Below are 25,761 nucleotides of genomic sequence, written 5' to 3'. Positions count from 1 at the left end.
CATATATACCTGATCAGGAATATACGATCAACCGGCGAACCGGCGCAGGTCGTCCAACTCCTCAGCCAGCCCAGCTGGCTCCTGAGGAACGAACAATTCATACGAACCTTTGTGATTCCACGATCCGATCACCCGACCGCCCTCGACGACCGCCGGCCGCAGCATGCCGCCGCCGGGATAGATGTGCTTGCGATGCTCCTCGGCCAGCGCGTGCCGCCGGTCGAGATACCCGAGCAGATAGGGGTCGAACTCCCCCAGCAACCGCACATCCCGGCAACCAGGCAGATCGTCGACGGCTGCGAGCTCCTCTCCGTCGACCTCGAAGGAGGTGGTTGCCGCAGCCCGCAACCCGTTCCGCGCGGTCGGCACCGGAAGCCCTGACCAGGTCGCGAAGTCGCGCGCCGACGCCGGCCCGTACGCCGTCAGATACCGCCGCGCCAGGTCGTCGACGTCGCCTTCCAACTCCAGCGGCTTCCCGAGCCACTCACGCACGGCCACCCAGGTCTCGCTCTTGTCGTGCCCTGGCCCGTAGCACAGTCGCCCGAGTAGCCCGGTGTGCCGGATGAGCGCGTAGACCGCCTGCCCCTTGGGTTCGGCGATCAGCCCAGCCGTCACCAGTACGTCGGCCAGTCGGGCCCGGCTCGACGGGCCGTTGTCGAGCAGGTAGGACTCGAGTACGTCGGCTGCCTTGGCCCGGATCGCCTCGGTCAGGCCGAGTTCGCCGTACCGGCGTTCGGTGTCTTTGATGAGTTTCGGGCCGAGGAGGCCGAGCAGCGGGCCGGCGTCCTCGGTGGCGACGAGCTGCAGGGTTCCGCGCATGAACCAGCCGCGGATGACTGATCTGTCGGTCTCTTGCGCGTGGGATACGTCGGCGAAGGTTGTCGCGGTGGAGCGGGCTCTGACGGCGTACGCGGCGCCGCGCCAGCTCTGGGCCTGGAGTCCCCCCGTCCGGCGCACGACGTCGGCCACCCCTCCGGGGCCGGCCTCGTCCACCGGACGCGCCATGCAGTTGGCCTGGAACCGGGCTGCAAGCAACCAGTCCACAGACCTCCGCACCACCCCAGCATGACATCACGAACCGACAGTTTGCGCAGCATGAACCGGTCTGCCGAAAATTCTTCGGCAGACCGGTTCAAAGCTGGATCAATTATTCAGCTCAGCGCGGGCTGGACGAGGTTGGCGTACGAGGCCTGGCCGGTGACGTTCGGGTGGTACGACTCGGAGACCGGGTTGGACAGGCCGTTGATCCACTCGGGACTGCCGCAGACGGCGTGGCCGATGAACGCCGAGGTCGGGTTGACGAAGGAGAAGCCGGCCGCACTGGCAGCGGCGGAGATCTTGGAGTTGAGCAGGTCGGCGGTCTGGTTCAGACGGGTCATCTCGGCGGAGCTGAAGAAGGTGCCGGCGTTGCAGTCGGTGCCGTTGAACAGCCGCGGGTAGCCGACCACGACGACGTGAGCGTTCGGCGCCTTGGACCTGATCGTCCCGTACAGGCCGTTCAGCCGGCCCGGGAGCGTGTTGTTGATGATGGACTGGGCGTTGTTGATCGCGCTGTCGCAGTCGCTGAGCCAGGCCGGCTGCGCGCAGGTGGTGATGACGGACGAGAAGCCGGCGTCGTTGCCGCCGACCTGGACGGTGACGAGCTCGATGGCACTGGTCAGCGGGCCGAGTTGCTTGCTGCTGACGTCGGCGACCTTGGCTCCGGAGCAGGCGACGAACGAGAGGTTCGCGCCGAGCCTGGCCGCGTCGATATACGCATAGGCCTTGGTGGAGCGCTGGCACGAGCCGCTCTCCGAGGTGTAGGTGCGGGTACCGACGCCGGAGGCGTAGGAGTCCCCCAGGGCTACGTAGTCGGGCGCCGCGGCGTACACGACACCGGGGCTGACGAGCATCGCGGCGCCGAGGGCCGCGGTCGAGACGAGGACGGCGATGGACTTCATGGGCGGACCGCCTTTGTGCGAGGGGTGGCGACAGATGCACTCAAAGTCACGATGACCCGACTCGCCGGTAACACACAAGCCTTCGGTGAGAAATTCACCACGGATTGCCGAAATCGGTTGCCGAAGTTCCCCACCCGGCCCGCCGGCAAACCCCCAACAGCTCACCCGACAACTCGGGGGCCAGCCCATCAGCTGATGGGTTGCGGACCCAGAATCTGCGTCCGCAACCCACAACCTCGGGGGCTGACCGCTTACTTTTCCGGGCCGGGGACCGACATCGGGTTGAAGCCGTACGGGAGTTCCAGGCGGTGGGCCGACATCAGGTCGGCGTCGCCGAGCAGGTCACGGGTCTTGCCGTCCGCAACGATCCGCCCGCCGTCCATCAGCAAGCTCCGCCCGCAGAGCTGCAATGCATAAGGGAGGTCGTGGGTGATCATCAGCAGCGTCACGTCGAGCCCGGCGAGGATGTCGGCCAGTTCCCGGCGGCTGGCCGGGTCCAGGTTGCTGGACGGTTCGTCGAACACCAGTACTTCGGGGCGCATCGCGAGTACGGTCGCCACCGCCACCCGGCGACGCTGGCCGAAGGACAGGTGATGCGGCGCCAAGTCAGCATGGTCCTGCATGCCGACCTGCACCAGCGCCTCGTGCACCCGGTCGTCGAGCTCGGATCCACGCAGCCCGAGGTTGGCCGGCCCGAAGGCGACGTCGTCCCGCACCGTCGGCATGAAGAGCTGATCGTCCGGGTCCTGGAACACCAGCCCGACCTTCCGCCGTACCTCGGGCAGATGCTCGCGATGCAGGTCCGTGCCGCCGATCTGGATCCGGCCGCTCCCGGTCCCGCCCGCGACCGACCCGAGGATCCCGTTCAGGTGCAGCACCAGCGTGGTCTTCCCGGCACCGTTCGGGCCGAGCAGCGCGACCCGCTCACCCCGCTCGACGGTGAAGTCGACCCCGAACAGCGCCTGCCGGCCATCTGGATAGGCGAAAACCAGCCGCTCGACATGGATCGCGTTCACAAGCCCACCACCCTGGACGCGACCGCGATGAGTACTGCGGTCAGGGAGATGGCAAGGCCTTCGAGCCACTGCGTAGACGACGCGCCTTGGGCGCTGAGCAGCGGCATCCGGCCGGTGTAGCCGCGGGATCGCATCGCTAGATGCACTCGTTCGCCACGCTCGAAGCTGCGTACGAACAACGCCCCGACTCCCCCGGCCACTGCCTTCAGGTGCCCTGCGCGTCCCCCGACGTACCCACGCGACTCGCGCGCGATCCGCATCCGGTGCAGATCGTCCGACACCACACTCAGGTACCGGACCATGAACGACAGGATGGCCACGAGCGTCGACGGCAACCGCAGCCGCTCGAGCCCGGCGAGCAGGTCTCGCGGCCCGGTCGTCGCCGACAGCAGAATCGCCGCAACCACCCCGAGCGTCCCCTTCGCCAGCACATTCCAAGCCCCGAGTACGCCGGACTCCGACAGTTCAAGGCCGAGTACGTCGATCCGCGGACCGGTCGCCACGAATGGCAGCAGCAAGGCGAACACGATGAACGGCGTCTCCACCGCGAGCCGCCGCGACACGACCGGCGCTGGGAGTCTGGCGACGACCACCGCGGCCACGAGCATCACGGCGTACAGACCGAAGGCCCAGAAGACCAACGCAGGGGTGGAGACGACCGCGAGGACGAAGACGAAGAGGGCGACGATCTTCACCTGCGCCGGGATGCGATGGACCCGGCTGTCCACCGCTACGAGAAGTCCGTCACCGCTCACGATGCCCGGTCAGCTTTGAGGGAAGCGAGTTTGGCGAGCGCCAGGCCGACGACGATCGTGACAAGTACGCCGATAATGCCGGCCAGCGCGCCGGAGACTTCGGTGTTGCCGATGCCACTCACGCCGTACTCGGCCAATGGGCTGCCGGCGACCGCGGAGTGCTTGGCCGCGCTCTCGAACCCGAGCTTCGCGCCAACGAACTCCAGCCCGTCCGGATGTGCACTCGCGAAGAGGCTGACCACGCCGGCCACAATGAAGGTCACCGCTACCCCGACGCCCAGCGCTCGCCGGGCCGGCTTGGCCGCGATCGGCTTGTCCGGTGACACCGACGATGTGTTGCCGTCGGCATCGATCAGGACCAGCTCCTGCTGCAGGTGCCGAGCGGCGTACACGAGATCGGGGCGGGTCGCGACGACCGCGCTCAGTACGGCGGCTGTGATGACCGCCTCGCCGATGCCGACCAGGATGTGCCACCCGACCATCGCGGTCGCGAGCTTGCCGAGCGGGATGTCGACCGCGCCACCGACCGCGTACAACCCCGTGAACGCGAGCGCCGCCACCGGGACGGACACCAGCGCACCAACCGTCGCAGCAGGCACGACGCTCCCGACCCGCCGAGGCAGCACCTGCAAGATTGCGCGGGTCAGGAAGTACCCGACGAGAACCGTGATCAGCCCCATCAGAGTGATGTTCGTGCCGAGAGCCGTCAGGCCACCATCGGCGAACAGCAGCCCTTGAACCAGCAGCACGGTCGACATCACCAGTACGGCGGTCCACGGCCCGACCAGCGCCGCGGCCAGCGCGCCACCGAGCAGATGACCGCTGGTCCCCGCGCCGACCGGGAAGTTCACCATCTGCACCGCGAAGACGAACGCCGCGGTCAGCCCGGCCAGCGCCGGCCCGGTCTCCCGGATCTCGCGGTTGGCCCGCTGCAGGCTGAAGCCGACCGCGCCGGCGGCGATCAGGCCGGTCGCGATCGAAGTGGGCGCGTCGAAGAAACCGTCAGGAACATGCACCCGCACATTCTTGATCTTGTTGCGACCGGATCGCAACAAGCGATCTCACAACTGCTTCAGGGCGTCCCCGATCGCACGGTGGAAGGTCGGGTATGCGTAGATCATCTGCTGCAGAGAGTAAACGGGTACGGCGGCGTGGACGGCGACCGCGAGAGCACCCAGCACCTCGCCACCGGTCGGCCCGGCGCTCGTCGCACCGACCAGCACTCCGCGCTCATTGTCGACGACCAGCTTGATGAACCCCTCGTTGCCCGCCTTGTGGATCCAGCCGCGGGACGACACCGGGATCTGGGCCGAACCGATCTTCACGTCCAGCCCGGCCTCGCGGGCCTGCTTCTCGGTCATCCCGACCGCGCCGATCTCGGGATCGGTGAAGGTCACTCGCGGCATCGCGTGGTAGCTCGCCTCCGGCGCGCCCTCGCTGCCGAGGATGTCGAACACCGCCACGTTCGCCTGGTACATCGCGTTGTGGGTGAAATTGCCGACGCCGGTGACATCACCGAGCGCCCACACCCCGTCGGCCGCGCGGACGTGTTCGTCGACCTCGATCCGCCGTACGCCGGGATCGATACCGACCTGGTCGAGCCCGAGCGCCGCCACGTCGACCCGGCGACCTGTTGCCACCAGCAACTTCTCGCCGGTCACCGTCTCGCCGTCGTCGAGCGTGATGGTGAAGGTGCCGCCACGGTGACTGACCTGCTTGGCGTGGACGCCGGTGTGGAAGGTGACGCCGTCGCGCTCGAGTGCCTCGCGGGCCAGCTGGCCGGACTCGGGCTCCTCCATCGACAGCACCTGGCCGGCGCCCTCGACCAGGGTCACGTCGACGCCGAAGCGGGCGAACACCTGGGTCAGCTCGAGCCCGATCGCGCCACCGCCGAGCACCACGATCGAGGCCGGCAGCGTGTCGGCTTCGATCGCCTCATGGTTCGTCCAGTACGGCGTACCGGCCAGACCGTCGATCGGCGGAACCACCGGCACGGTGCCGGTGGCGATCACGATGCCGCGGGACGCTTCGAACTCCCGGTCGCCGGCCTGGACTGTCCGCGGCCCGGTGATCGTGCCGCGCTCGCGGAGGAAGGTGACGCCCTTCTTCACCAGCCGGTCTACCGCGACCTGGTCGTTCCAGCTGTCGGTCGCCTCCTCGCGGATGCGCTTGGCGACCGGCGCCCAGTCCGGCTGGACGGTCGCCGTACCGGCCATGCCGTCGACGCGGCGGGTCTCGGCGATCAGGTTGGCGGCGCGGATCATCATCTTGCTCGGAATGCATCCCCAGTAGGGGCATTCACCGCCGACCAGCCGCGGGTCGAGGCCGACCACGTTCAGCCCCGCTTCCGCCAGCCGGCCCGCCGTCTCCTCTCCACCCACACCGAGTCCGATCACGACCACGTCAACCTGTTCAGCCATGCCGACCAATCTCGCAGACCGGCCGGACTCGGCCAAGCCCACACCCCGCACGTCATCGCGCGGTAAGCACCCGTTCACCGCGCCGGGATAGCGTTTTCGCAGGAGGGGACATTGGATTTCTCGGTTTTCGGCGATATCGACCTCGGAACGATCATCGCCGGTGTCGCTCTGATCGCTTCGGTGGTCGCCTGGCTGATCGACCGGTACGTCCTACGGCGCAAGCGACTCGTCTACCGGGTCCAGGTGGATGCCCCGATCGGGGTCTATCCCAGCGCTGACAAGACACAGCAGATGGTCGATGTCGAAGTACGACACCAGAACGCGGTGGTGGACAATCCGAGCATTGTGCTGCTCCGGCTGGACAATGCCGGCGGGATGGACATCGATCCCCAGGACATGCACGAGAAGGTGTCGTTCGCGTTCCCGGATCGCAAGATCGTCGGGCTGAAGGTCACTGAGGCCCACCCGAGCTCACTCGGCGAGATGTTGCAGCGCCGGCTGGTCCCGGCGAACTATGTCGACACCAGCAAGCTGGTGGTGCCCCGGATCGCGATCAACCGCGGCGATCATTTCAAGTTCCTGCTCGTGCTGTCAGGGACGGGCAAGGGCGTGACGCATGCCGGCTACCTGGCCGGTGGATCCACCGGTGGTGGGGTCTACCACGAGCCGCGGCCGCGCGGGCCTGGTCGTCGTTCGCTGATGTTCGGTGCGCTGTCGCTGCTGCTGGTCGGCGCACTGGTCGCGTTGTTCGTGGCCGACGTACTGCAGCCGCCGGACAACTGTGCTTCCGGGCAGGTGCGGGTCATCGGGTCAACCGCGGTCGAGCAGACCATGCGCGAGGTGCGGACCGCTTACGCGGCCGAGTGCACCGATGCCGACATCACCATCGCGGCGAACGGCAGCCGTAGCGGCGTGCGCACCCTGAACGAGACGGGAGCGCAGGACGTGGGCGCGGCGGGCAAGCTCATCGCCATGTCGGATGGTCCAGCCGAGGACTCGCCGGAGCTGCGCGGCGAAGCGGTCGCGGTCGTGGTCTTCGCGGTGGTCGCGAACCGTTCGTCGGACGTGGCTGGGTTGACCACCAAGCAACTGCGCGACATCTACAGCGGGAAGACGACCAACTGGAAGCAGCTCGGCGGCCGGGACCTGCCGATCCGGATGGTGAGCCGGGTCGGGCCGGACTCCGGTTCACGGCGGGTGTTCCGCGAGAAAGTGCTCGGCGGCGATCAGGAGCTGGGCATTTCGTCCGACGACTGCCGCCGCGACGACGACCCGGCCGCGAAGTACCACCGCTGCGAAGTCGGTACGACGGAGGAGCTGCTCACTCGGGTCAACGAGATCGAGGGCGCGATCGGGTATGCCGAACTCGGCAGCGCCCGAAAGTTCCCCGAGATCGCGATCGCTTCGGTCGACGGCGTCGTACCGGATGCGGCGAAGGTGTCGGACGGGTCGTACAAGTTCTGGGAGGTCGAGCACGCGTACACCTACAAGACGCCCGAGCCCGACTCGCTCACCGCGGCCTTCCTCGACTACCTCCGCTCGACCCAGGCAAGGCCGGTGCTCTCGCGTGGTGGACTGGTGCCGTGTGGCGATCTGCCGGCCGGGTTCTGCGGTTAGGGTGCGGGCATGTTTGTCATTGCGCATCTGAGTGACCCACATATCGACGGATCCGAGGAGGCGCGATCGCGGCTGCGGCGGATCACGTCGTACCTGCGGGCCTTCCGGCAGCCGGTGGACGTCGTACTGGTGACCGGCGATCTGGCGGATCACGCGCTGGAGTCCGAGTACGCCGAACTGGCGGCCGAGCTCAAGCTGGATGTGCCCGTGCTCGTGCTGCCGGGCAACCACGACGTCAGCGCTCCGCTGCGCGCCGGGCTGGGTGACTACATCGACTCACCCGGCGAAGGTCACCCGGTGCACCAGGTCCGCGATGTTGGCGGAGCGCGATTCGTGTTGGTCGATACCTCGGTGCCGGGCGAGGACCACGGCTTGCTGTCGCCGGAGTCGCTCGCCTGGCTGGACGCCGTACTGCGTGAACCTGTCGACGGGCCGTTGTTCGTCGCGTTCCATCACCCGCCTTTCGAGCTGCACCACCCGGTACTCGACCAGTGGCTGCTCCGCTCAGGCGACGAACTGGAAGCCGTCCTGCGCGGCAAGCCGCTCACCGCCGTACTCGCAGGCCACGTCCACAACGGCCTGGCCACCACCTTCGCGGGTCTCCCCTTCCTCGTGGCCCCAGGCATCCGCTCGACGCCACCGCTCCCCTTCGAGCCCCCAGCACCCGGCGGCGGCCTGGTCGACAACACCACCGCCCACCCCGGCTTCGCCCTCCACATCCACGAACCAGGCAAACCGCTCCAGACCCTGTACCGCTTTCCCGCTTGACCTCGGGTGACATCAGGCGCTGGCGGGGTTGCCGAATTCCCAGTGCCAGGGTTCTTCGCGGGAGCCGCCCTGGTTGGCCCAGGCGGGGTGGACCCAGCCGTATCGGGCGGCGTGGGTCTTCATCCACTGGTATTGGACGGTGCCGAACTTGTCGATGCCGCCGCAGAGGTCGACCGCCACGCCCCAGCCGTGGTTCGACGTACCTGGGAGGGCGGCGAGCGACGGCTTGCGGGCGTACAGCGAGACCTGGGCGGAGTACGAGCGGTAGGAGTCAGTGATGCAGAGCGTCTTGCCGAAGCGGGCCCGGTACGCGCTCGCCAGTTGCAAGTACGCCGCTGCCGCGTCGCAGCGCAGCATGTGACCGGAGCCGAGACCACACAGCTTGCTCGCCGGGATCATGCCGTTGCTGAAGCCGCCCCACCCGACACTCGCCGTACCGGTGGCCAGGAACGGCATCGGGTTGACCGGGTCGCCGCCGAGGCGGACCTCGAAGTGGAGGTGCGGTCCGGTCGAGTTGCCCTCGGTCCCCACGGCTCCGATGCGCTGTCCGGCCCGGACCTGGGTGCCGTCGGCGACATCCACGCTGCTGAGGTGCGCATACAGCGTCTCGAGGCCGTTGCCGTGGTCGATGCGCACCAGGTTTCCCGCCCAGGCCGGGTGCTCGACGCGGACGATGCCTGACGTCACCGCGCGTACCGGCGTACCGATTGCGGCCGGGAAGTCCTGGCCGGTGTGGTAGCCGCTGGACCACATCGAGCCGGCCTGGCCGAACGACGTACCGATCTCGTAGGTCCCGTCCGCCAGCGGCCACGTCCACGCGCCGGACCCGACGTTGTACGACGTCGCCGTGTTGCCGCAGCGGAAGGCGTACGCGTCGGACGAGGAGGCGGGGGCGACCTGAGCGTGAGTCGGCTTGCCGAGGGTCGGGCGGAGAGCGCCGTACAGGTTGTCAGGGACCCGGGTGACGACGACCGAGCCCTTCGACTCGTCCGCGGCGATCATCTCGCCGTTGTCGAGCGCGACGCCGATGTGCACGAGTCCGAGCGACTTGCTGCCCATGACGAGCAGGTCGCCGGGCTGGATCTGGGCGGCGGGGACTCGCTGGTAGTTCGGGTAGACCTTGCTGACGAGGTTCGGGAGTGTCGTGTAGGGCTGCCACGCGACCCGAGCGGCGCCGAGGCAGCCGTATTTGCCCGGACCGGTCGCGGCCACGCCGTACGGCTTGCCGAGCAGGCTGAACGCCCGGTTCACCGCGCGGATCGTCTCGGCCGGAAGCACGCGAATCGTTCGGCCGCCGTGGACCACGGAGGCGGCACCGGCGACGGGCCGTCCTCCAGCGGTCAGCGGGAGCATGCCCGCCGGAAGCTTGGACGGGTTCTTCAGCACGCTCGCCGCCGGAGGCTTGACCTTGGCGGTCGCCAGCTCGGTCAGGTACGTCTTCCAGCGCGCCAGCGCTTGCTGGTCCCTCGCGATCTGCAGCTGCTTCGACAGCTCCGACGCGCCGTCCAGGTCGGCGACCTGGCCCTCCATCATCATCGCGGCGTCGGCGGCCTTCTGCTGCACCTCTTGGCTCAGCTGCTTGGCCTTCGTCGCGGCTTCGTTCGCAGCCGCTCGCTTCTTGGCAGCCGTCGCCTTGGCCGACTTCGCCGCCGCCTCCGCCGCCATGGCGGCCTGGTACTGCGTCACCTGTGTGCTGCCGAGCTGAGTGATGGCGGTCTGGCGGTCGGCGATCTCCTGCAGGTTCTCCGCGACCGGCGCCAGCGACCAGAGCATCGACTCCATGCCCATCACGGTCGGGATCCCGAGCTGATAAGCCTGCGCGGTCAGCAACCCGAACCGCCGCCGCTCCTCATCGGCCTTGCCTGACGTCGCGGCCGAGGTCGTCTCCGCCTTCTTCGCCGCGGCCTCCGCCGCCTCAGCGGCCTTCAGAGCGTTCGTGTAAGCGATCGTCGCCTTGGCGAAATCAGCCTGTACGGCGGCCGCCTCGGCCTGGAGCTGTTCGAGCGACCGGTTCACATCCGTCACCGAAGCCGGTGGAGGCGGCGTGGGATCGGCGTACGCGGGCAGCGTGAACGCCGCCAGCAGTGTGCCGAGTGCCGCGAACCGCAGCCCCCGACGGTTCCCCACAACCATCAGGCCCCCATCGTCGAATCACCTCACGTGCACCGGAGGTGACGGCCCCCGCGCGAGCCCAGCGTAGGCTGCGAACGGTCCTGACGGAACCCAGCTGGACGGACTGTGCCCGCTCGGGCGACCCGGCGGGCGAAAAACGGCGGCAAACGATGAGGACCGCCGAGAGACGAGATCCCTGTTTGCCGCCGTTCCAAGGCCACTGAGGGTGGCCCGGATGCCGCGTGTTCAGAAGTTGATCATGTGGCCTTCGAGGCCGTGGAAGGCCTCTTGGAGGGCCTCGCTCAGGGTTGGGTGGGCGTGCACGTTGCGGGCCAGCTCCTTGGTGGTGAGGTCCCACTTCTGGGCCAGGGTCAGCTCCGGCAGCAGCTCGGTGACCTCCGGGCCGATCAGGTGCGCGCCGAGGAGTTCGCCGTACTTGGCGTCGCTGATCACCTTGACGAAGCCGGACGGGTCGCCGAGGCCGTGCGCCTTGCCGTTGGCGGTGAACGGGAACTTCGCGACCTTGACATCGTACCCCTCGAGCCGGGCCTGCTCCTCGGTCCAGCCGAAGCTGGCGATCTGCGGCTGGCAGAAGGTGGCCCGCGGGATCATCACGTGGTCGAGCTCCATCGTCTCGACCCCGGCGATCGTCTCGGCGGCGATCACGCCCTGCGCCTCGGCCGCGTGCGCGAGCATCAGCTTCGCGTTCACGTCGCCGATCGCGAAGATGTTCGGCACGTTCGTGCGCAGGAAGCCGTCGGCGGCGATCGCGCCGCGCTCGGTGAGCTGGACGCCGATCTTGTCCAGGCCGTAGCCGTCGACGCGCGGCTGGAAGCCGATCGCCTGCAGCACCTTGTCGGCCTCCAGCGTCTGCTGGTTGCCGTCCTTGCCGGTGACGGTGACCTTCACCTTGTCGCCGGAGTCGTCGATCGCGTCGACCCGGGTGCCGGTGAGCACGTCGACGCCGAGCTTCTTGTACGCCTTCGCCAGTTCCTTGGACACCTCGATGTCCTCGAGCGGGACCATCCGGTCCAGGAACTCGACGATGGTCACCTTCACGCCGTAGTTCGACAGTACGTAGGCGAACTCGACGCCGATCGCGCCGGCGCCGGCGATGATGATGCTGCCCGGCAGCTCCTCGGTGAGGATCTGCTCCTCGTACGTCACCACGCGCTCGCTGAGCTGTGTGCCCGGGAGCAGCTTGGTGGTGGCGCCGGTGGCGATGATGCAGTTGTCGAAGGTGACGGTCTCGGAGTTCCCGTCGTTCAGGCTGACGTCGAGCGTGTTCGCGTCGACGAAGGTGCCCCAGCCGTCGAACTCGGTGATGTTGTTCTTCTTCATCAGGAAGTGGACGCCCTTGACCCGGCCGTCGGCGACCTTCCGGCTGCGCTGCACCGCGGTCGGGAAGTCGAAGCTGACCTCGCCGCTGATGCCGAAGGTCTTCGCCTCCGTCCGGAAGATGTGCGCCAGCTCGGCGTTGCGCAGCAGCGCCTTGGACGGGATACAGCCCACGTTCAGGCAGACACCGCCCCAGTACTTCTTCTCGATGATGGCGGTCTTGAGCCCGAGCTGGGCGGCGCGGATCGCCGCGACGTACCCACCCGGACCCGCGCCGAGGACAACAACGTCAAAGTGCGAGGCCATGCAGTGAACTTTAGTGGGTCGCACCAGCCACCCGGTCCACCGGTACGACGCCGGCCCGGACGCGTGACGGGGGTCACTGCTCTGTCCCCCGATCGGCCAAACTTGTCGGCCGAACGGTCACACTCCGCCACTGTGGGTTCCGTCGGCACCATCGGCTGCCTAAGCTGGCTGAGACGCGGGGGGCGGTCGTTTCCATGCGTGACGCGACCGACAATTGGGGGACTGATGGGGTTGGGGAATCGCCGGGGGGCGCGGCTCGCGACGCTCGGCACGTTACTGGCAGTGACCGCGCTGCCGGCGTACGCCAATGACCCCACGCCACCGCCACCGGCATCCGTGACCCAGGTCAGCCACTCGCTCGAACAACTCCGGGCCGAGGCTGCCGCCCTGCAGGCTGAATTCGCCAAGGCCACCATCGCCTACACCAACGCGCTCAAGGCCTCCCAGGCCGCCGAAGCCGCAGCCAAAAGGGCGGAGGCCGCAGCGGCAGTCGCCAAGGCGAAGGCGGTGCAAGAGCGTCACCGGCTCGGACTGCTGACGGTCCAGGCGTACCAGCTGGGTCTCCCGACCACCATCGGCACCGAATCGATGCTGTGGTCGCTCGCACCGATCGCGGAGAACCTGCAAGAGATCGCCGACCGCCAGGCCGCCATCATCCAGGCCGGCAGCGCGCAGGTTTCGCAGTACCAGACGGCGGTGGCAGCCGCGGCAGTAGCGGACAAAGCGAGCAGGGATGCCGCCACCAAGCGCGCGGTCGCCGACCAGGCCGCTGCCAAGGCGAGGCAGCTGAGCCAAGCTGTCGCGAAGAAGGCCGCGGATGGGGCGGCTGCGATGGAGGATCAGGTCGCGGAGCTGGCCAACGCCTCTGAGTTGGCCGACCAGCTTCAGGATACCCGCAACCAGCAGGCGCTCTCCCGCTGGAAGACCTACCTGACCGAGCTGACCGTGGCCAAGGTCAAGGCGCCGGCTGCGAGTGCCATCTCGAATCCGGCCAAGCTTCCGGCTGGCCTGAGGCCGCTGATCAAGAGCGGCAAGGCGGTCCCCGGCGCGGCCGCGGTCGTCGACGACACGCGGGTTGTCCGCGTGCTGCCGGCGGAGACGATCCGTGCGGTGAACCGGGCGTTCAGCCTGGTCGGGAAGCCGTACGGGGCCGGCGCGACCGGCCCGAAGAGGTATGGGTGCCTTGCCACGGCCCGGGCCGCGTGGACGCCGTACACGACCCTCCCCGACCTGGTTGGCAAGGTCTACGCGGACTATCAGGCCGTACCGGTCGGCCTGATCCAGCCCGGCGACGTGCTCGTGATGGGCAGCAAGTCCATCGGCCTGTTCCACATCGGCATCGCGCTCGACACCGGCGAGATGATCGCCGCGGACGAGACGAAGGGCTCGGTCGTTGTCACCAGCGTCCCGGACAACCTGTACGCCGCTCTGCGCCCCACGCTGGGCAAACCGCACCGGCCGCAGAACGCACCGGTCGCCACCTCCAAGGCCCAAGCGCTCCGATGCGGCGCGACGCCGACGTACGACGGTGGCAGTGACTCATGGACCTGGCCGCTGGCGGACGGGACGTACGAGATCGGTACGCCGTTCGGTCAGTCCGGCGACCTGTGGTCGAGCGGCTTCCACACCGGGCAGGACTTCCCGGCGGCTATCGGTACGCCGGTACGAGCGGCGACCGCGGGAACCGTGTCGATCGAGCACCCAGCCTGGGCGGGGAACCTGGTACGGATCGATCACGGCGACGGCCTCGAGACGCTCTACGCACACCTGAATGAGATTGATGTCTCCGATGGCGCCTCCGTGAGTGCGGGCCAACGGATCGGCACCGTCGGAGACAAAGGGAACACGACCGGACCGCACCTGCACTTCGAGGTACGTCTCGGTGGGGACCCGGTGAACCCGATGCCGTTCCTGGCCACTGGTACCGCGAGTACCGGCTGGGGTGGCTACAGCAACGGCGTCATCCCCGCGAGGAAACTGTGTGCTGTTGGGACCTCCGGTCACAAGCTGCGGTGCGACGCGGCCGCGGCGTACCTGCAACTGGCTAGCGCCTACCGTGCCCACTTCGGCAAGCGCCTCTGCATCACCGACTCGTACCGCTCCTACAGCGCCCAGGTGGACCTGTACGCCCGCAAACCGTCCCTGGCTGCTTTGCCCGGTACGTCGAACCACGGCTGGGGCGTCGCCGTCGACCTCTGCGGCGGCATCGAGCACTACGGCACCGTCCAGTACAAGTGGATGAAGACCCACGCGGCCGCCTTCGGCTGGGTCCACCCGGCCTGGGCCGACCAGGGCCGCAGCCGCGAGGAACCCTGGCACTGGGAGTTCGGCAAACCCCCGACCGCCTGAATCCATACAGTCGTTGCAGTAGCACGTACGCTTGGGGCGTGGCCGAGCAGAAGAGTCCCGACCGCACTGATCACAACATCACGCTGGACGCTCAGGACGACCGGTGGGAGTGGCGACGGCGGATTCGGGCGAACCCGACGAAGCACCTGATCTACCGCATCGTCGTGGGTGTGGTGGGCGGGGTGCTGATCATCGCTGCGCCGTTGACCGGGTGGTTGCCCGGCCCCGGCGGCATCCCGCTGTTCATCGCCGGCCTCGCCGTACTGGCGAGCGAGTTCGAGTGGGCTCAGCGCGTGCTGTACAAGGTCAAGGACTGGGTGAAGGCGCTTACCACCTGGACCGGCAAGCAACCCGCCTGGCTGAAGGCCCTCGGCACCGTCGCGCTCTTCGTCTGTGTCCTGGTCGTGATCTGGCTCTACATGGCCGTCCTCGGGGTGCCCGGCTGGCTCCCGGACTCCTGGGAGTCATTCCTGTACAAGCTGCCGCTGCTCCCCTGAGTAGTCCCGCAACTCGACCAGGCCGCTGATCTTCGCCCCGGCCTTCAGCATCTGGTCGAGGAAGAACGGTGTCGACAGCAACCGGTTCCGTGCGGCGATCCCGAACCGGGTGCCCGGGGCAAGGAACTTCCCGGTCCGGTTGCCACCGTTCTGCGTCTTCGACACCGGCTTGCGCAACTGCGCCTCGTAACGCTTGAACGCCGCCCGGTAGTCACCACCGGACGTCGCCAGCTCCCCTGCCAGGATGTACGACGCCACTACCGCCGTACTCGTGCCCATGCCGCCAACGGTCGCGCCGTACCCGGCGTCGCCGAGGAGCACGACCCGGCCGGTGGACCAGTGATCGACGTCGACCCGGCTGATCGAGTCGAAGTACAACTCCGTTGCCGCCGGCAACCCCTCGAGCAGTTGCGGGACGTGCCAGCCCAGATCGTCGAATGCATGGGCGATGATCGCCTTCTGCTGCGAGCGATCGCGCCGGTCATAAGTCAGCTCCGGCGACTTGAACAGGAACATCGTCCCCGCCTTCGCCGGATCCCGCCGGTCCGGGCCGACGCTCGCCAGCCGCCCGGGCACGTTGTACATCAGCGCGTCGCCCGAGATTCCGAGCGTGTTCGGCAGCTCCCATCCGGCGATGTAGTACCCGAGGTGACGCACGTACTCCCGCTCCGGCCCGAACGCCAGCCGCCGGACGATCGAGTGCAGCCCATCCGCCCCGATCACCAGGTCGTACGTCTCCTCGATCCCACTCTCGAACCGGACGTCGACACCCCCGGCGTGCTCGTTCAGCCAAGCGATCGAGTCCCCGAACCGGTACGACGCCCGTTCGCAACTGTGCTGGTACAAAATCCGGGACAAATCCGACCGCAGCACCTCCAGGTCTCCCCCGGCAAACTCACCAGGCAGCCGCATCAGCTGCCGGCCCGCCTCGTCCACGAACCGCATCGGGCTACCACCCGTCTGCCGCGCCCGCAGGTCATCCAGCACACCCATCCGCGACAGCACCCCCAAGTTGACCGGGCCGCGGAAGTCGACCGCGTACCCGCCCTCGCGCAGCGCCGGCGCGAGCTCGACCACCGTCACGTCGTACCCATACCGCCCCAGCCAGTACGCGACCGCCGGACCCGCCACGCTCGCACCCGACACCAGAACCTTCATCACGGCCTCCATCGTTAATTGTGTCCGCCGGACACAGTACTGTGTATGGTAGACACAGTTCAAGCCGACAAGGAAGGACTGCGGGATGACGGAACTGCTGTGGGGGCGGCAACAACAACGCAGCCGGGGGCCGAAGCCGGCGATCACTTTGACCGAGATCGCGGAGGCTGGGATCCGGATCGCCGACATCGAGGGCCTGGACGCGGTCTCGATGCAACGCGTGGCCGACGACCTGCCGGTCACCAAAATGGCGCTCTACCGCCATGTCCCGGGCAAGACCGAGTTGGTCGCGGTGATGAGCGACCTCGCCATCGGTCCCCCGCCTGAGCACCCGGCACAGCCCTGGCGTCAGGCCCTGAAGACCTGGGCCTTCGACCTCTACGCGGCGTTCGCGAAACATCCGTGGCTATTGCAGTCCACCATCGGACGCCGGCTCCTCGGCCCCAACGAGTTGACCTGGATGGACCGCGGCATCCGGGCTCTGACAGACTCGGGCCTCAGCGGCGGTGAGCAGTTCGACTCGATCCTGGTCCTCACCAGCCACGTCCGGAACATCGCTCAGCAGACCATCACGACGGGTCTGACCGAGGAGCACATCAACCGGGCGCTGGCCGACATCCTGACCACCGAGGCCGCCCGATTCCCGAGCCTGACGGCCGCTCTCACCACCGCGGGCGGCAGTGAGAACCAGGGCCTGGAGTTCGGCCTCGACCGCATCCTCGACGGCCTGGAAGCCCTGATCAACGCCCGGAAGGACTGTGCTTCCGCTGGTTGAAACGTTGCCGGTACGTCGATGCGCTCAGCCCGAAATGCGACTTGAACCGGCGGGCGAAATAGTTCTGATCCGGCCACCCGACCGACTCCCCGATCCGGGCTATCGGCAGGTCCGTATGCAGCAACTGCTCAGCGGCCAGTTCGACCCGATGCCGCGACAGATAGGCCATCGGCGGCGTACCGGTCGCCGACTTGAACAGCCGCACCAGATACCCCGGCGCCAGGTGCAAAGCCTGCGCCAGCTCGGTCAGTGTCCACTGCCGCGCCGGGTCCGCTTCCATCATCCGCATCGCATCCAGTACGGCGGGATGCGTCTGACCGCCGAGCTCGTCGCGCTCGATCGTCCGCGCGACGCAGCTCAGGTAGAGCGACAGCCAGCCGACGATGTCGCCGCGCCGCCGGCTGAGCGACTCGTTCCGCAGTTCCCGGATGCGGTCGAGATAGCCGATGCCCTGCTTCAACGCATCCTCGTCGAGATGCGTCATCAGCATGCCGCGCCGCTGTGCCGAGAACGGTCCGGTCCACAACAGATAACCCAGCAAGGGATCCTCGCGGGTCCAGGCCAGCTCGCGCTGCACCAGGTCGGCTGAGAAACAGCAGTTGTAGACCTCGAGGTCCCGGCAGTCCACGTACTCGTGCCACACGCCCGGCCGCAGCACCATCACGTCGCCGACCTCGACCCGCTGCCGTCCGGCCTGGCTGTGGTGCACACCTTCGCCGCCGATCACCAGCGCGAGCTCGAAGAAGCTGTGCGTGTGCAGCGGATGGAAGCGTGTGTGCAAATGTGGACCCGCGTGCACCTGTGTTCCTTCGATGAAGTGCAGCAGGGTCCCGATGGTCCGTACCGGCTCGTCGGCCATGCCTCACCATAGGGGCCAAGGTGCATTTTGTGCTACCACGAGTGCACTTTTGGCTAGTCCTCGGCGGCGACTGGTCGCAGGATCAGTGGACAGGCGAAACCTCCCCGCCATCAATCCGAAACAACACGCCGCGCTGTGTCACAGCACCCACTGAATCGTTTCACTCGTCGGTTGGAGTCTCATGTCGAACCTCGCCGCACCCACCCTTCTCCGCTTCGAACACCGGACCGACGCCGGGCCCGTGCTGGGCATCGGCACCGCCACGCCACGCTTGTCGTGGCAGGTCCCGACCGCCCCTGCCGGCTACGCGCAGACGGCGTACGAGGTCGAGATCAGCACGGGAACGGCTCAGGTGTACACGGTCGAGTCGCCGGACCAGGTCCTGGTCCCGTGGCCGGGTGACCCGCTCGCGTCACGCCAGTCCGCGCAGGTTCGCGTGCGCGTCCGGGGCGGTGACGACTGGAGTGAGTGGAGCGAGCCGGCGACCGTCGAGGCAGGTCTGCTCAGCGCGACCGACTGGACCGCACGCTTCGTCAGCCCGCGCGACAACTCCTACGGCTCACCCGCTCCCCTGCTCGCCGGTGTCGCCGACCTGCCTTCGGACGTCGTGAAGGCTCGCCTCTACGCCACCGCGCACGGTGTCTACGTTCCCGAACTCAACGGTCAGCGGGTCGGCGACGAAGAGCTCGCACCGGGCTGGACGGCGTACCAGTACCGCCTCCGCTACCAGACGTACGACGTGACCGACCTTGTCCGCGCGGGTGAGAACAGCCTCGAATTCCTGGTCGGCAACGGCTGGTACCGCGGCCGCCTCGGCTTCCGGGACCAGAAAGAGGTGTACGGCACCCACCTCGCCGTACTTGCGCAACTCGAGGTCACCACCGCCGACGGCACGGTCCACACCTTCGGCACCGATGACACCTGGACGGCACGCGAGAGCGCGATCACCGCCGACGACCTGTACGACGGCCAGAGCACCGACCTCCGGCGGACACCCGGCGAGGCCAAGCCGGTCGACGTACTGGACGCGGATCTGAACCTGCTCGTCGCACCTGACGGCCCGCCAGTGCGGATCACCGAAGTCGTACCCGCGGTCGAGATCACGACCTCGCCGTCCGGCAAGACGCTGGTCGACTTCGGCCAGAACGTGGTCGGCCGGGTCCGGCTGACGGTCCGCGGCGGCGCCGAGGGCGACGAGATCGTCGTGCGGCAGGCCGAGGTGCTCGAGAACGGCGAGCTCGGCGTCCGCCCACTGCGCACCGCCAAGGCGACCGACACCTACATCCTCGCCGGACCCGATGAGGTCACGCTCGACTCGCCACTCACCTTCCACGGCTTCCGGTACGCCGAGGTGACCGGCGTACCCGATCTTCAGTTGGCCGACCTCGAGGCCGTTGTGGTCGGGTCGGACCTGCGGCGGACCGGATGGTTCGAGTCCTCCCACGAGTTGCTCAACCGGTTCCACGAGAACGTGGTCTGGGGCATGCGCGGCAACTTCGTCGACGTGCCGACCGACTGCCCGCAGCGCGACGAGCGGCTCGGCTGGACCGGTGACATCCAGGTCTTCTCCCCCACCGCGAGCTTCCTGTTCGACACTGCCGGCTTCCTGACCAACTGGCTCGCCGACCTAGCGGCCGAGCAGCAGAAGGACGGCTCGGTCCCGTTCGTCATCCCGGACGTGCTCAAGAACGACGGTCCGGCAACGGCAGCTTGGGGTGACGCGGCAACGATCGTTCCGTGGGTCATCTACGAACGCACCGGCGACGCCGAGGTGCTCGAACGTCAACTGCCGAGCATGCGCGCGTGGGTGGACAAAATGGCCGCCCTGGCCGGCGACGACCTGCTCTGGTCCGGCGGCTTCCAGTTCGGCGACTGGCTCGACCCGACCGCGCCGCCGGACAACCCGTTCCGCGCGAAGGCCGACCCGGATGTCATCGCCACCGCGCACCTCGCCCGCTCGGCCGAGGTCGTCGCCAAGGCTGCCGAGATCGTCGGACAGGCTGATCTGGCCCGCGAGTACGCCGATCTCGCCGCGCGCGTCCGGCAGGCCTTCGCCGCCGAGTACGCCACCGAGGGCGGACGCGTATTGAGCGACGCGGCAACGACTTATGCGCTCGCACTCCAGTGGGCGCTGCTGCCGACCGAGACCCAGCGCAGCCGCGCCGGCGAACGCCTCGCCGACCTCGTCCGTACGTCAGGCTTCCGGATCAGCACCGGTTTCGTCGGTACGCCGCTGATGGCCGACGCGCTGGCCGATTCCGGACATCCTGACCTCGCATATCGCCTCCTGCTACAGACAGGCTGCCCCTCTTGGCTGTACGCAGTGACGATGGGTGCGACGACCGTGTGGGAGCGCTGGGACAGCATGCTGCCCGACGGCAGCATCAACCCCGGCCAGATGACGTCGTTCAACCACTACGCGCTCGGAGCGGTCGCGGACTGGATGCACCGCCGCGTCGCCGGCCTCGCCGCCGGTGACCCGGCCTACCGGACTATCGTCGTACGGCCGCTGTTCACGTCGCACCTCACGAGCGCCGCGGCCAAGCACCTCACGCCGTACGGCGAAGCGGCGGTCTCGTGGAGTCGCTCCGACGGCCAGATCCAGCTGAGTGTGACTGTTCCCGTCGGCGCGCGGGCACAGGTCGCCGTACCTGGGCAGAGTGAGCCTGTCGAGGTCGGACACGGGACGCACGAGTGGACGGCCGAGGACCCGTACGGCGAGACGCCGGCGCTGCCCGCGGATGCGACCATCCGGCAACTGATGGATCACGAGCCCAGCTGGGACACCATCGCGACCGCGGCGCGCGAGGCCGAGGTCGTTGCCGATGACGCCGAACTCGCCGCGCGGCTGGAGCGCTACCTCGAGCAGCCGGCCGACCAGCTCGTCGAAGCCGTCAGCCCGCGTGGTTTCACCCGCTCGTCCGAAGAACTGCAAGCCAAGCTCGACGCCCTGCTCGACACCAACTGAGCAACACCCGACGACCCCCGCCCCGATGCACCTGCCCTGACGAAACATCCCCTTGGAGGTCATGATGAGGTTCCGCCCAGGCACGAGAGGACTGGCCCTGTTCGCGGTCGGCGCCCTCGCCCTGACCGCGTGCAGCGCGGGCAGTCTCGGTTCCAGCGACGACTCGGGCGGTAGTAGCTCGGTCGAGATCACGTACCTGACCACGAACCAGGATCAGGACGTGAAGGAGGCCGAGCAGCTCGCCAAGGACTTCTCCGCCAAGAACCCCGGCATCACCGTCAAGGTGGAGACCAGGCCAGGTGGCACCGAGGGCGACAACATCATCAAGACCCGGTTGTCCACCGGCGACATGGTCGACGTGTTCAACTACAACACCGGGTCGCTGTTCAACGCGATCGCACCGCAGAAGAACCTGCTGTCGGTCAACGACGAACCGTGGGTCGCCAACCTGGACGACAACTTCAAGAAGACCGTGACCGCCGACGGGCAGGTGTACGGCGCCCCCGTCGGCGGCTTCATGGGCGGCGCGGTCCTCTACAGCATCCCGGTCTACACCAAGCTCGGCCTGAAGGTGCCGAAGACCTGGGCCGAGTTCATGGCCAACAACGCCAAGATCAAGGCGTCCGGCGGCGGGGTCGCCCCGGTGATCCAGACGTACGGCGAGACCTGGACGTCGCAGCTGTTCGTCCTCGGTGACTTCCACAACGTGTCCGCTGCCGAGCCGGACTTCGCCGACAAGTACACCAAGAACCAGGCGAAGTACGCGACCTCGCCCGCGGCCCTGAAGGGCTTCGAGCACACCCAGGCCGTCCACGACGCCGGCTACGAGAACAAGGACTTCGCCTCTGCCAAGCTGCCGGACGGCCTGAAGATGCTTGCCACCGGCAAGGGTGCGCACTACCCGATCCTGTCCGGCGTGGTCGCGAACATGATCGCCACCTACCCGGACGCGGCCAAGACCGTCGGACTGTTCGCGCTGCCTGGTGACAACGCGGCCACGAACGGGCTGACCCTGTGGACTCCCGGTGGTCTCTACATCCCGAAGACCACGACCGGCGACAAACTGGACGCGGCCAAGAAGTTCCTGGCCTTCGTCGCCAGCCCGGACGGCTGCAAGTCCCAGTCCGAAGCGGGCGCTCCGACCGGTCCGTACGCCGTCAAGGGCTGCACGCTGCCGGCCGACGTACCGCAGGCCATCAAGGACATGCAGCCGTACCTCGACAAGCAAGGGGCGTCCAGCCTGGCGCTGGAGTTCCTCTCGCCGGTGAAGGGCCCGTCGCTGGAGCAGATCACCGTCGAGGTCGGGTCCGGTATCCGCAAGGCCAAGGACGGTGCGGCCCGGTACGACGAGGATGTGAAGAAGCAGGCGCAGCAACTCGGACTGGCGGGCTGGTGATGCTATGACCATCACTTCTGCTCGTGTGAAGTCGCGTAGTGACGCGACCCCGGCCGCTTCGGCGGCCGGGGGGAAGGTCTACTCGCCGTACTCGTTCTGGTTCTATCTGCCGACCGCGCTGATCTACAGCATTCTGTTCCTCGTCCCGACCTTCGCCTCGTTCTACTACAGCCTGACCCGGTGGAGTCTGTTCGAGTCGAAGTTCATCGGGCTGGACAACTTCGTGATGTTCTTCCAGGAGCCGGCCCTGGTCAAAGGCTTCACGAACACCTTGATCTACGCGGTGGTGACGTCCGGGTCGAAGGTGGTGCTCGGGCTGCTGCTCGCCGTACTGCTGACGTCGCGGATCGTCGGCCGCGGATACCTTCGCTCGGTCGTGTTCTTCCCGGTGCTGGTCAGCACGATCGGCGTCGGGTTGTTGTTCCAGGTGCTGATGAACCCCGAGCGCGGGCTGATCAACGAGACCCTCAGCGTGATCGGCATCCAGGGACCCGGGTGGCTGACCGACCCGAAATGGGCGCTGATGTCGATCGCCGCCGTGGACGTATGGAAGGGCGTCGGGCTGGCGACCCTGATCTACATCGCCGGCATCGTGTCGATCCCCCGCGAGTACATGGAGGCCGCTCGCGTCGACGGCGCCGGGTCGTGGGAGTCGTTCTGGCGGATCGTGCTGCCGCTGTGCAAGCCGGCCACCGTCACCGTGATCATCCTGTCGCTGATCGGCGGCCTGCGGTCGTTCGAGCTGATCTGGGCGATGACGCGCGGCGGGCCGGGGTTCACCTCGGACGTGATCTCGTCGGTGATCTACAAGCAGTACCAGGCCGGGTTCTATGGGCTGTCGACGGCCGGCAACGTGATCCTGTTCCTGCTGGTCACCGCGATCATCCTGCCGCTGTCGTGGTTCCTGAACCGGAAGGAGGTGGAGATGTGAGCACCGCCGAACTCGTCAACCACAAGCCGGGCCGGAACTACCTGCTCAGCGCGGTCGCGATCCTGTCCTCGATCGTGGTGTTCGTCATCCCGTTCGCGTTCATCGTGCTGACCGCGGTGAAGGACCGGCAGCAGTCGGCCGACCTGGACTTCTCCTGGCCGCACCAGTTCCGGATCGTGCAGAACTTCGTCGAGGTGGTCAAGGCCCGCGACTACATGCTGGTGATCGCCTTCATCAACAGCACGATCCTGACCGTGGCCAGTGTGGCCGGCATGGTGGTGCTGGCGGCGATGGCCGGGTTCGTGCTGCAACGCCGTAAGAGCCGGTGGAACCCGTTCATCAACTTCCTGGTGCTGTCCGGGCTGATCATCCCGCCGGCCGTCGTACCGACGATCTGGGTGCTGCAGAAGCTGGGCCTGTTCAAGACCATGCCCGGGCTGATCCTGATCGAGATCGCGTTCGGGTTGTCGTTCTGCATCCTGCTGTTCCGGGCGTTCGTCGCGACCATCCCCCGCGAACTCGACGAAGCCGCGATCATCGACGGGGCCGGGCCGTTGCGGCTGTTCTTCCGGGTCATCTTCCCGCTGCTCAGATCCGTCATCATCACCGTCGTGGTGGTCCAGTCGGTCAATGTGTTCAACGACTTCGTGAACCCGCTGTACTTCCTGCCCGGCGACCAGAACGCAACCGTCCAGCTGACCCTCTACAACTTCTCCAGCCAGTTCACGACCCAGTACAACCTCCTCTTCATGGACATCCTCCTGATCACCATCCCACCCCTCATCATGTTCCTCTTCTTCAACCGCCAAATAGTCGCCGGACTGACCTCCGGCGCCATCAAAGGCTGAAGCCGGTCACGGACGCAGGGCGTCCCGCGCAATCCAGGCGCGGTCCCCTGCGTCCTCCGGCCAGGACCTGACGACCTCGCGAAGCAGGTCCCGATGGTCGTCGGCCCCGGACTGGATGCTCAGCCCGTTGGCGCCCTCGACCTGGATGGGAAGCTCGCTGCAGCGGGCGGCGCGCAGCAGTACGGCGGTCACCTGCGGCGTCTCTACGGCGAAGAGTGCGACCACCGCGTCCGTGCGCAGTACCAGGTCCGCCGAGCTGTCGAAGATCAGGTCTTCCAGCGCGGCGATGATCGTTTCGTCCGGTACCTCCCAGCGTTGGAGGCAATCAGTCGCAGCCTCCAGGCCGCACTCACGGACCACCCGAAAGACCGACTTCAGGCCGGCGACGATCGCCGGGGCGTCCTCCGGCTCGCCCAGCTCGGCCACGATGCCCAGCGCGCCCGCATGGTTCGCGCCGGCGCCCGTGCCCGGACTCAGGTCCGCCGGGGACGACGGCTGCCGCAGAACGTCGCGCGCAACGGCGAGAGCCTCCTGGTGGTGCTCGGTGTCGTCCATACCGAAGCGAGTGAGGCCGTCGACGTGGTGCATGTGTTCGAGGGCGATCCCCACCGCCACCGGTGACTCGCTGCGCAGCATGGTCCGGAAAGCCTGTCGGTGCGTGGCCTCAGTGGTGGGCGACCGCAGTTCGCGGTGCGCCTCGCGCAGCTCCGCGGTCGGCAGCTCGGTCCCCTCCCAGGACCAACTGTGCGGTCCCGGGGCCAGCGCGTCGCGAACCTCCTGAGCCGCGCTGGACTGCTCGTCGGCCGACCAGTCCCGCTCCAGACGCTCCAGCAAGTCCCGGTGCGCGTAGAAGCGCATGCCGTGCGCCAGCGCCGCAGCAGCCTCCTGCCGGACCCGCCATTCGGCGTCCGTGGTCGCGTCGACCAGGGCGGCGGTCGCCTCGGCCCTGGCATCCTTTCGCAGCGCGGCGATCGCCTCGACGTGCGTGCGACACGCCTCCACCCGGGTGATCAGCGCGGCAAGTCGTGGATAACTCTCTTCGTCGTCATCCACGAAGACGCGCGCCGCGTCCAAAGCACGTTCCCGCAACTCGACCACGGGCATCCGAACCAGGATCTCGGCGATCCTGTCCGCGTCCTCCTCGATCAACCCCGAGCGCCACAACGCGGCCAGCGCACTCGCATGATTGGCGCCCTCCATCCGGGCGATGTCATCCGCAGGCCTCGGCGGCTGGGCGAGCAGCCGCCGAGCCACCGTGAACACCTCCTCGGCGTACGGCTCCAGCGGATTACCCCCCACGAACCGACTCGTCATCTCGCCCCGGTCGAAATAGTCCAACGCGATGCCACAGGCAACGGTCTCGCCACTGCGCAACAGCGTCAGGAACCCTCGCTCGAACTCCTCCGCGGTGGTTGGCTCGTTCATCGCCGCAACGGCGCCACGCAACTCCGCCTCATCGAACGCGGCCCGCCAATACCACGACGTAAACTCCAACAGGAAGGGCTCAGATACACCCGCGAAGTAGATCACCGGCCCGGCCACGTCGCTCGGTCAGGCTCACCCAAGGACACAGGCCTGCGGCTGCTTCTCGATGGAGGGTTTTCTCGCCCTAGGAGCCTGTTGCGATTTGGGTTCGGGGTGATCGGTTCGTGTTGGCTGGCGGTCTGGCCGTCGGGGTGGTCTTCCCCGTGGGTCAGGTTGCTGGTTG

20 protein-coding genes are annotated in these 25,761 nt (G+C 67.6%); 9 read left to right on the top strand and 11 right to left on the bottom strand.

Annotation, left to right across the window (positions count from 1 at the left end; translation table 11 throughout):
* Window positions 1–27: 27 nt before the first annotated feature.
* From EV646_RS00100 to EV646_RS00075, 6 genes are all read right to left on the bottom strand, one after another.
* Window positions 28–1,056: a winged helix DNA-binding domain-containing protein gene (locus tag EV646_RS00100; RefSeq protein WP_132142624.1), complete on the bottom strand. Its 1,029-nt coding sequence runs from the start codon at window positions 1,054–1,056 to the stop codon at window positions 28–30.
* 95 nt (window positions 1,057–1,151) lie between these two features.
* On the bottom strand, window positions 1,152–1,940 hold the full coding sequence (locus tag EV646_RS00095; RefSeq protein ID WP_132142622.1) for an SGNH/GDSL hydrolase family protein: 789 nt from the start codon (window positions 1,938–1,940) through the stop codon (window positions 1,152–1,154).
* Between the two features lie 251 nt (window positions 1,941–2,191).
* Complete coding sequence (locus EV646_RS00090; protein ID WP_132142620.1) at window positions 2,192–2,956, bottom strand: energy-coupling factor ABC transporter ATP-binding protein; 765 nt, start codon at window positions 2,954–2,956, stop codon at window positions 2,192–2,194.
* Window positions 2,953–3,711 carry a cobalt ECF transporter T component CbiQ gene (gene cbiQ / locus EV646_RS00085; protein ID WP_241995081.1) on the bottom strand — a complete coding sequence of 253 codons (759 nt, stop codon included), beginning with the start codon at window positions 3,709–3,711 and terminating at the stop codon, window positions 2,953–2,955. Before cbiQ ends, EV646_RS00090 begins: the two co-directional genes overlap by 4 nt.
* A complete protein-coding gene (locus EV646_RS00080) occupies window positions 3,708–4,727 on the bottom strand; it encodes an energy-coupling factor ABC transporter permease (RefSeq protein WP_132142616.1) in 1,020 nt (339 codons plus the stop codon). The genes cbiQ and EV646_RS00080 overlap by 4 nt, the downstream gene beginning before the upstream one ends.
* 45 nt (window positions 4,728–4,772) lie before the next feature.
* On the bottom strand, window positions 4,773–6,131 hold the full coding sequence (locus tag EV646_RS00075; protein ID WP_132142614.1) for a dihydrolipoyl dehydrogenase family protein: 1,359 nt from the start codon (window positions 6,129–6,131) through the stop codon (window positions 4,773–4,775).
* A gap of 111 nt (window positions 6,132–6,242) precedes the next feature.
* Between EV646_RS00075 and EV646_RS00070 the strand changes: the two genes are divergently transcribed.
* The gene (locus EV646_RS00070) at window positions 6,243–7,748 is read left to right on the top strand and encodes a PstS family phosphate ABC transporter substrate-binding protein (protein ID WP_132142612.1); all 1,506 of its coding nucleotides are present in this window, start codon (window positions 6,243–6,245) and stop codon (window positions 7,746–7,748) included.
* Between the two features lie 9 nt (window positions 7,749–7,757).
* The gene (locus EV646_RS00065; RefSeq protein WP_132142610.1) at window positions 7,758–8,516 is read left to right on the top strand and encodes a metallophosphoesterase; all 759 of its coding nucleotides are present in this window, start codon (window positions 7,758–7,760) and stop codon (window positions 8,514–8,516) included.
* 12 nt (window positions 8,517–8,528) lie between these two features.
* Here the strand turns inward: EV646_RS00065 and EV646_RS00060 are convergent, their stop codons facing one another.
* Both EV646_RS00060 and lpdA read right to left on the bottom strand, forming a co-directional pair.
* A complete protein-coding gene (locus EV646_RS00060; protein WP_132142609.1) occupies window positions 8,529–10,649 on the bottom strand; it encodes a peptidoglycan DD-metalloendopeptidase family protein in 2,121 nt (706 codons plus the stop codon).
* Between the two features lie 225 nt (window positions 10,650–10,874).
* Window positions 10,875–12,272, bottom strand: a complete 1,398-nt coding sequence (lpdA, locus tag EV646_RS00055) for a dihydrolipoyl dehydrogenase (RefSeq protein WP_132142607.1) — start codon at window positions 12,270–12,272, stop codon at window positions 10,875–10,877.
* A gap of 282 nt (window positions 12,273–12,554) precedes the next feature.
* Between lpdA and EV646_RS00050 the strand changes: the two genes are divergently transcribed.
* Complete coding sequence (locus EV646_RS00050; RefSeq protein ID WP_241995079.1) at window positions 12,555–14,621, top strand: peptidoglycan DD-metalloendopeptidase family protein; 2,067 nt, start codon at window positions 12,555–12,557, stop codon at window positions 14,619–14,621.
* A gap of 38 nt (window positions 14,622–14,659) precedes the next feature.
* Window positions 14,660–15,118: a PGPGW domain-containing protein gene (locus EV646_RS00045; protein ID WP_241995077.1), complete on the top strand. Its 459-nt coding sequence runs from the start codon at window positions 14,660–14,662 to the stop codon at window positions 15,116–15,118.
* Here the strand turns inward: EV646_RS00045 and EV646_RS00040 are convergent.
* Entirely contained in the window at window positions 15,086–16,276 is a 1,191-nt protein-coding gene (locus EV646_RS00040; RefSeq protein WP_132142603.1) for an FAD-dependent monooxygenase, read from the bottom strand. The genes EV646_RS00045 and EV646_RS00040 overlap by 33 nt on opposite strands.
* Window positions 16,277–16,361: 85 nt before the next feature.
* Between EV646_RS00040 and EV646_RS00035 the strand changes: the two genes are divergently transcribed.
* Window positions 16,362–17,051: a TetR/AcrR family transcriptional regulator gene (locus EV646_RS00035; RefSeq protein WP_132142601.1), complete on the top strand. Its 690-nt coding sequence runs from the start codon at window positions 16,362–16,364 to the stop codon at window positions 17,049–17,051.
* Here EV646_RS00035 and EV646_RS00030 read toward each other — a convergent pair.
* A complete protein-coding gene (locus tag EV646_RS00030; protein ID WP_132142599.1) occupies window positions 17,017–17,910 on the bottom strand; it encodes an AraC family transcriptional regulator in 894 nt (297 codons plus the stop codon). The two genes, EV646_RS00035 and EV646_RS00030, sit on opposite strands and share 35 nt — an antisense overlap.
* 181 nt (window positions 17,911–18,091) lie before the next feature.
* Here EV646_RS00030 and EV646_RS00025 point away from each other — a divergent pair, with 181 nt between their 5' ends.
* The 4 genes from EV646_RS00025 (at window position 18,092) to EV646_RS00010 (ending at window position 24,053) form a co-directional block, all read left to right on the top strand.
* The gene (locus EV646_RS00025; protein WP_132142597.1) at window positions 18,092–20,878 is read left to right on the top strand and encodes an alpha-L-rhamnosidase; all 2,787 of its coding nucleotides are present in this window, start codon (window positions 18,092–18,094) and stop codon (window positions 20,876–20,878) included.
* A 61-nt stretch (window positions 20,879–20,939) separates the two neighbouring features.
* On the top strand, window positions 20,940–22,274 hold the full coding sequence (locus tag EV646_RS00020) for an ABC transporter substrate-binding protein (protein WP_241995073.1): 1,335 nt from the start codon (window positions 20,940–20,942) through the stop codon (window positions 22,272–22,274).
* A gap of 4 nt (window positions 22,275–22,278) precedes the next feature.
* Window positions 22,279–23,205, top strand: coding sequence for a carbohydrate ABC transporter permease (locus EV646_RS00015; protein WP_132142593.1), 927 nt, complete (start codon window positions 22,279–22,281; stop codon window positions 23,203–23,205).
* Complete coding sequence (locus EV646_RS00010; RefSeq protein ID WP_132142591.1) at window positions 23,202–24,053, top strand: carbohydrate ABC transporter permease; 852 nt, start codon at window positions 23,202–23,204, stop codon at window positions 24,051–24,053. Before EV646_RS00015 ends, EV646_RS00010 begins: the two co-directional genes overlap by 4 nt.
* 6 nt (window positions 24,054–24,059) lie before the next feature.
* Here the strand turns inward: EV646_RS00010 and EV646_RS00005 are convergent, their stop codons facing one another.
* Window positions 24,060–25,595, bottom strand: a complete 1,536-nt coding sequence (locus tag EV646_RS00005) for a hypothetical protein (protein ID WP_132142589.1) — start codon at window positions 25,593–25,595, stop codon at window positions 24,060–24,062.
* Window positions 25,596–25,761 lie beyond the last annotated feature (166 nt).

Origin of the sequence: Kribbella antiqua (genome assembly GCF_004345665.1) — a bacterium.
Lineage (GTDB): Bacteria > Actinomycetota > Actinomycetes > Propionibacteriales > Kribbellaceae > Kribbella > Kribbella antiqua.
This window is presented reverse-complemented; position numbering and strand designations above follow the sequence as displayed.

What these genes read in the sequence shown, in the direction of transcription:
- EV646_RS00095 (WP_132142622.1), bottom strand. Translation starts at nt 1,940, where the DNA reads ATGAAGTCCATCGCCGTCCTCGTCTCGACCGCGGCCCTCGGCGCCGCG.
- EV646_RS00075 (WP_132142614.1), bottom strand. Translation starts at nt 6,131, where the DNA reads ATGGCTGAACAGGTTGACGTGGTCGTGATCGGACTCGGTGTGGGTGGA.
- EV646_RS00065 (WP_132142610.1), top strand. Translation starts at nt 7,758, where the DNA reads ATGTTTGTCATTGCGCATCTGAGTGACCCACATATCGACGGATCCGAG.
- EV646_RS00060 (WP_132142609.1), bottom strand. Translation starts at nt 10,649, where the DNA reads ATGGTTGTGGGGAACCGTCGGGGGCTGCGGTTCGCGGCACTCGGCACA.
- lpdA (WP_132142607.1), bottom strand. Translation starts at nt 12,272, where the DNA reads ATGGCCTCGCACTTTGACGTTGTTGTCCTCGGCGCGGGTCCGGGTGGG.
- EV646_RS00040 (WP_132142603.1), bottom strand. Translation starts at nt 16,276, where the DNA reads ATGAAGGTTCTGGTGTCGGGTGCGAGCGTGGCGGGTCCGGCGGTCGCG.
- EV646_RS00035 (WP_132142601.1), top strand. Translation starts at nt 16,362, where the DNA reads ATGACGGAACTGCTGTGGGGGCGGCAACAACAACGCAGCCGGGGGCCG.
- EV646_RS00030 (WP_132142599.1), bottom strand. Translation starts at nt 17,910, where the DNA reads ATGGCCGACGAGCCGGTACGGACCATCGGGACCCTGCTGCACTTCATC.
- EV646_RS00025 (WP_132142597.1), top strand. Translation starts at nt 18,092, where the DNA reads ATGTCGAACCTCGCCGCACCCACCCTTCTCCGCTTCGAACACCGGACC.
- EV646_RS00020 (WP_241995073.1), top strand. Translation starts at nt 20,940, where the DNA reads ATGATGAGGTTCCGCCCAGGCACGAGAGGACTGGCCCTGTTCGCGGTC.
- EV646_RS00015 (WP_132142593.1), top strand. Translation starts at nt 22,279, where the DNA reads ATGACCATCACTTCTGCTCGTGTGAAGTCGCGTAGTGACGCGACCCCG.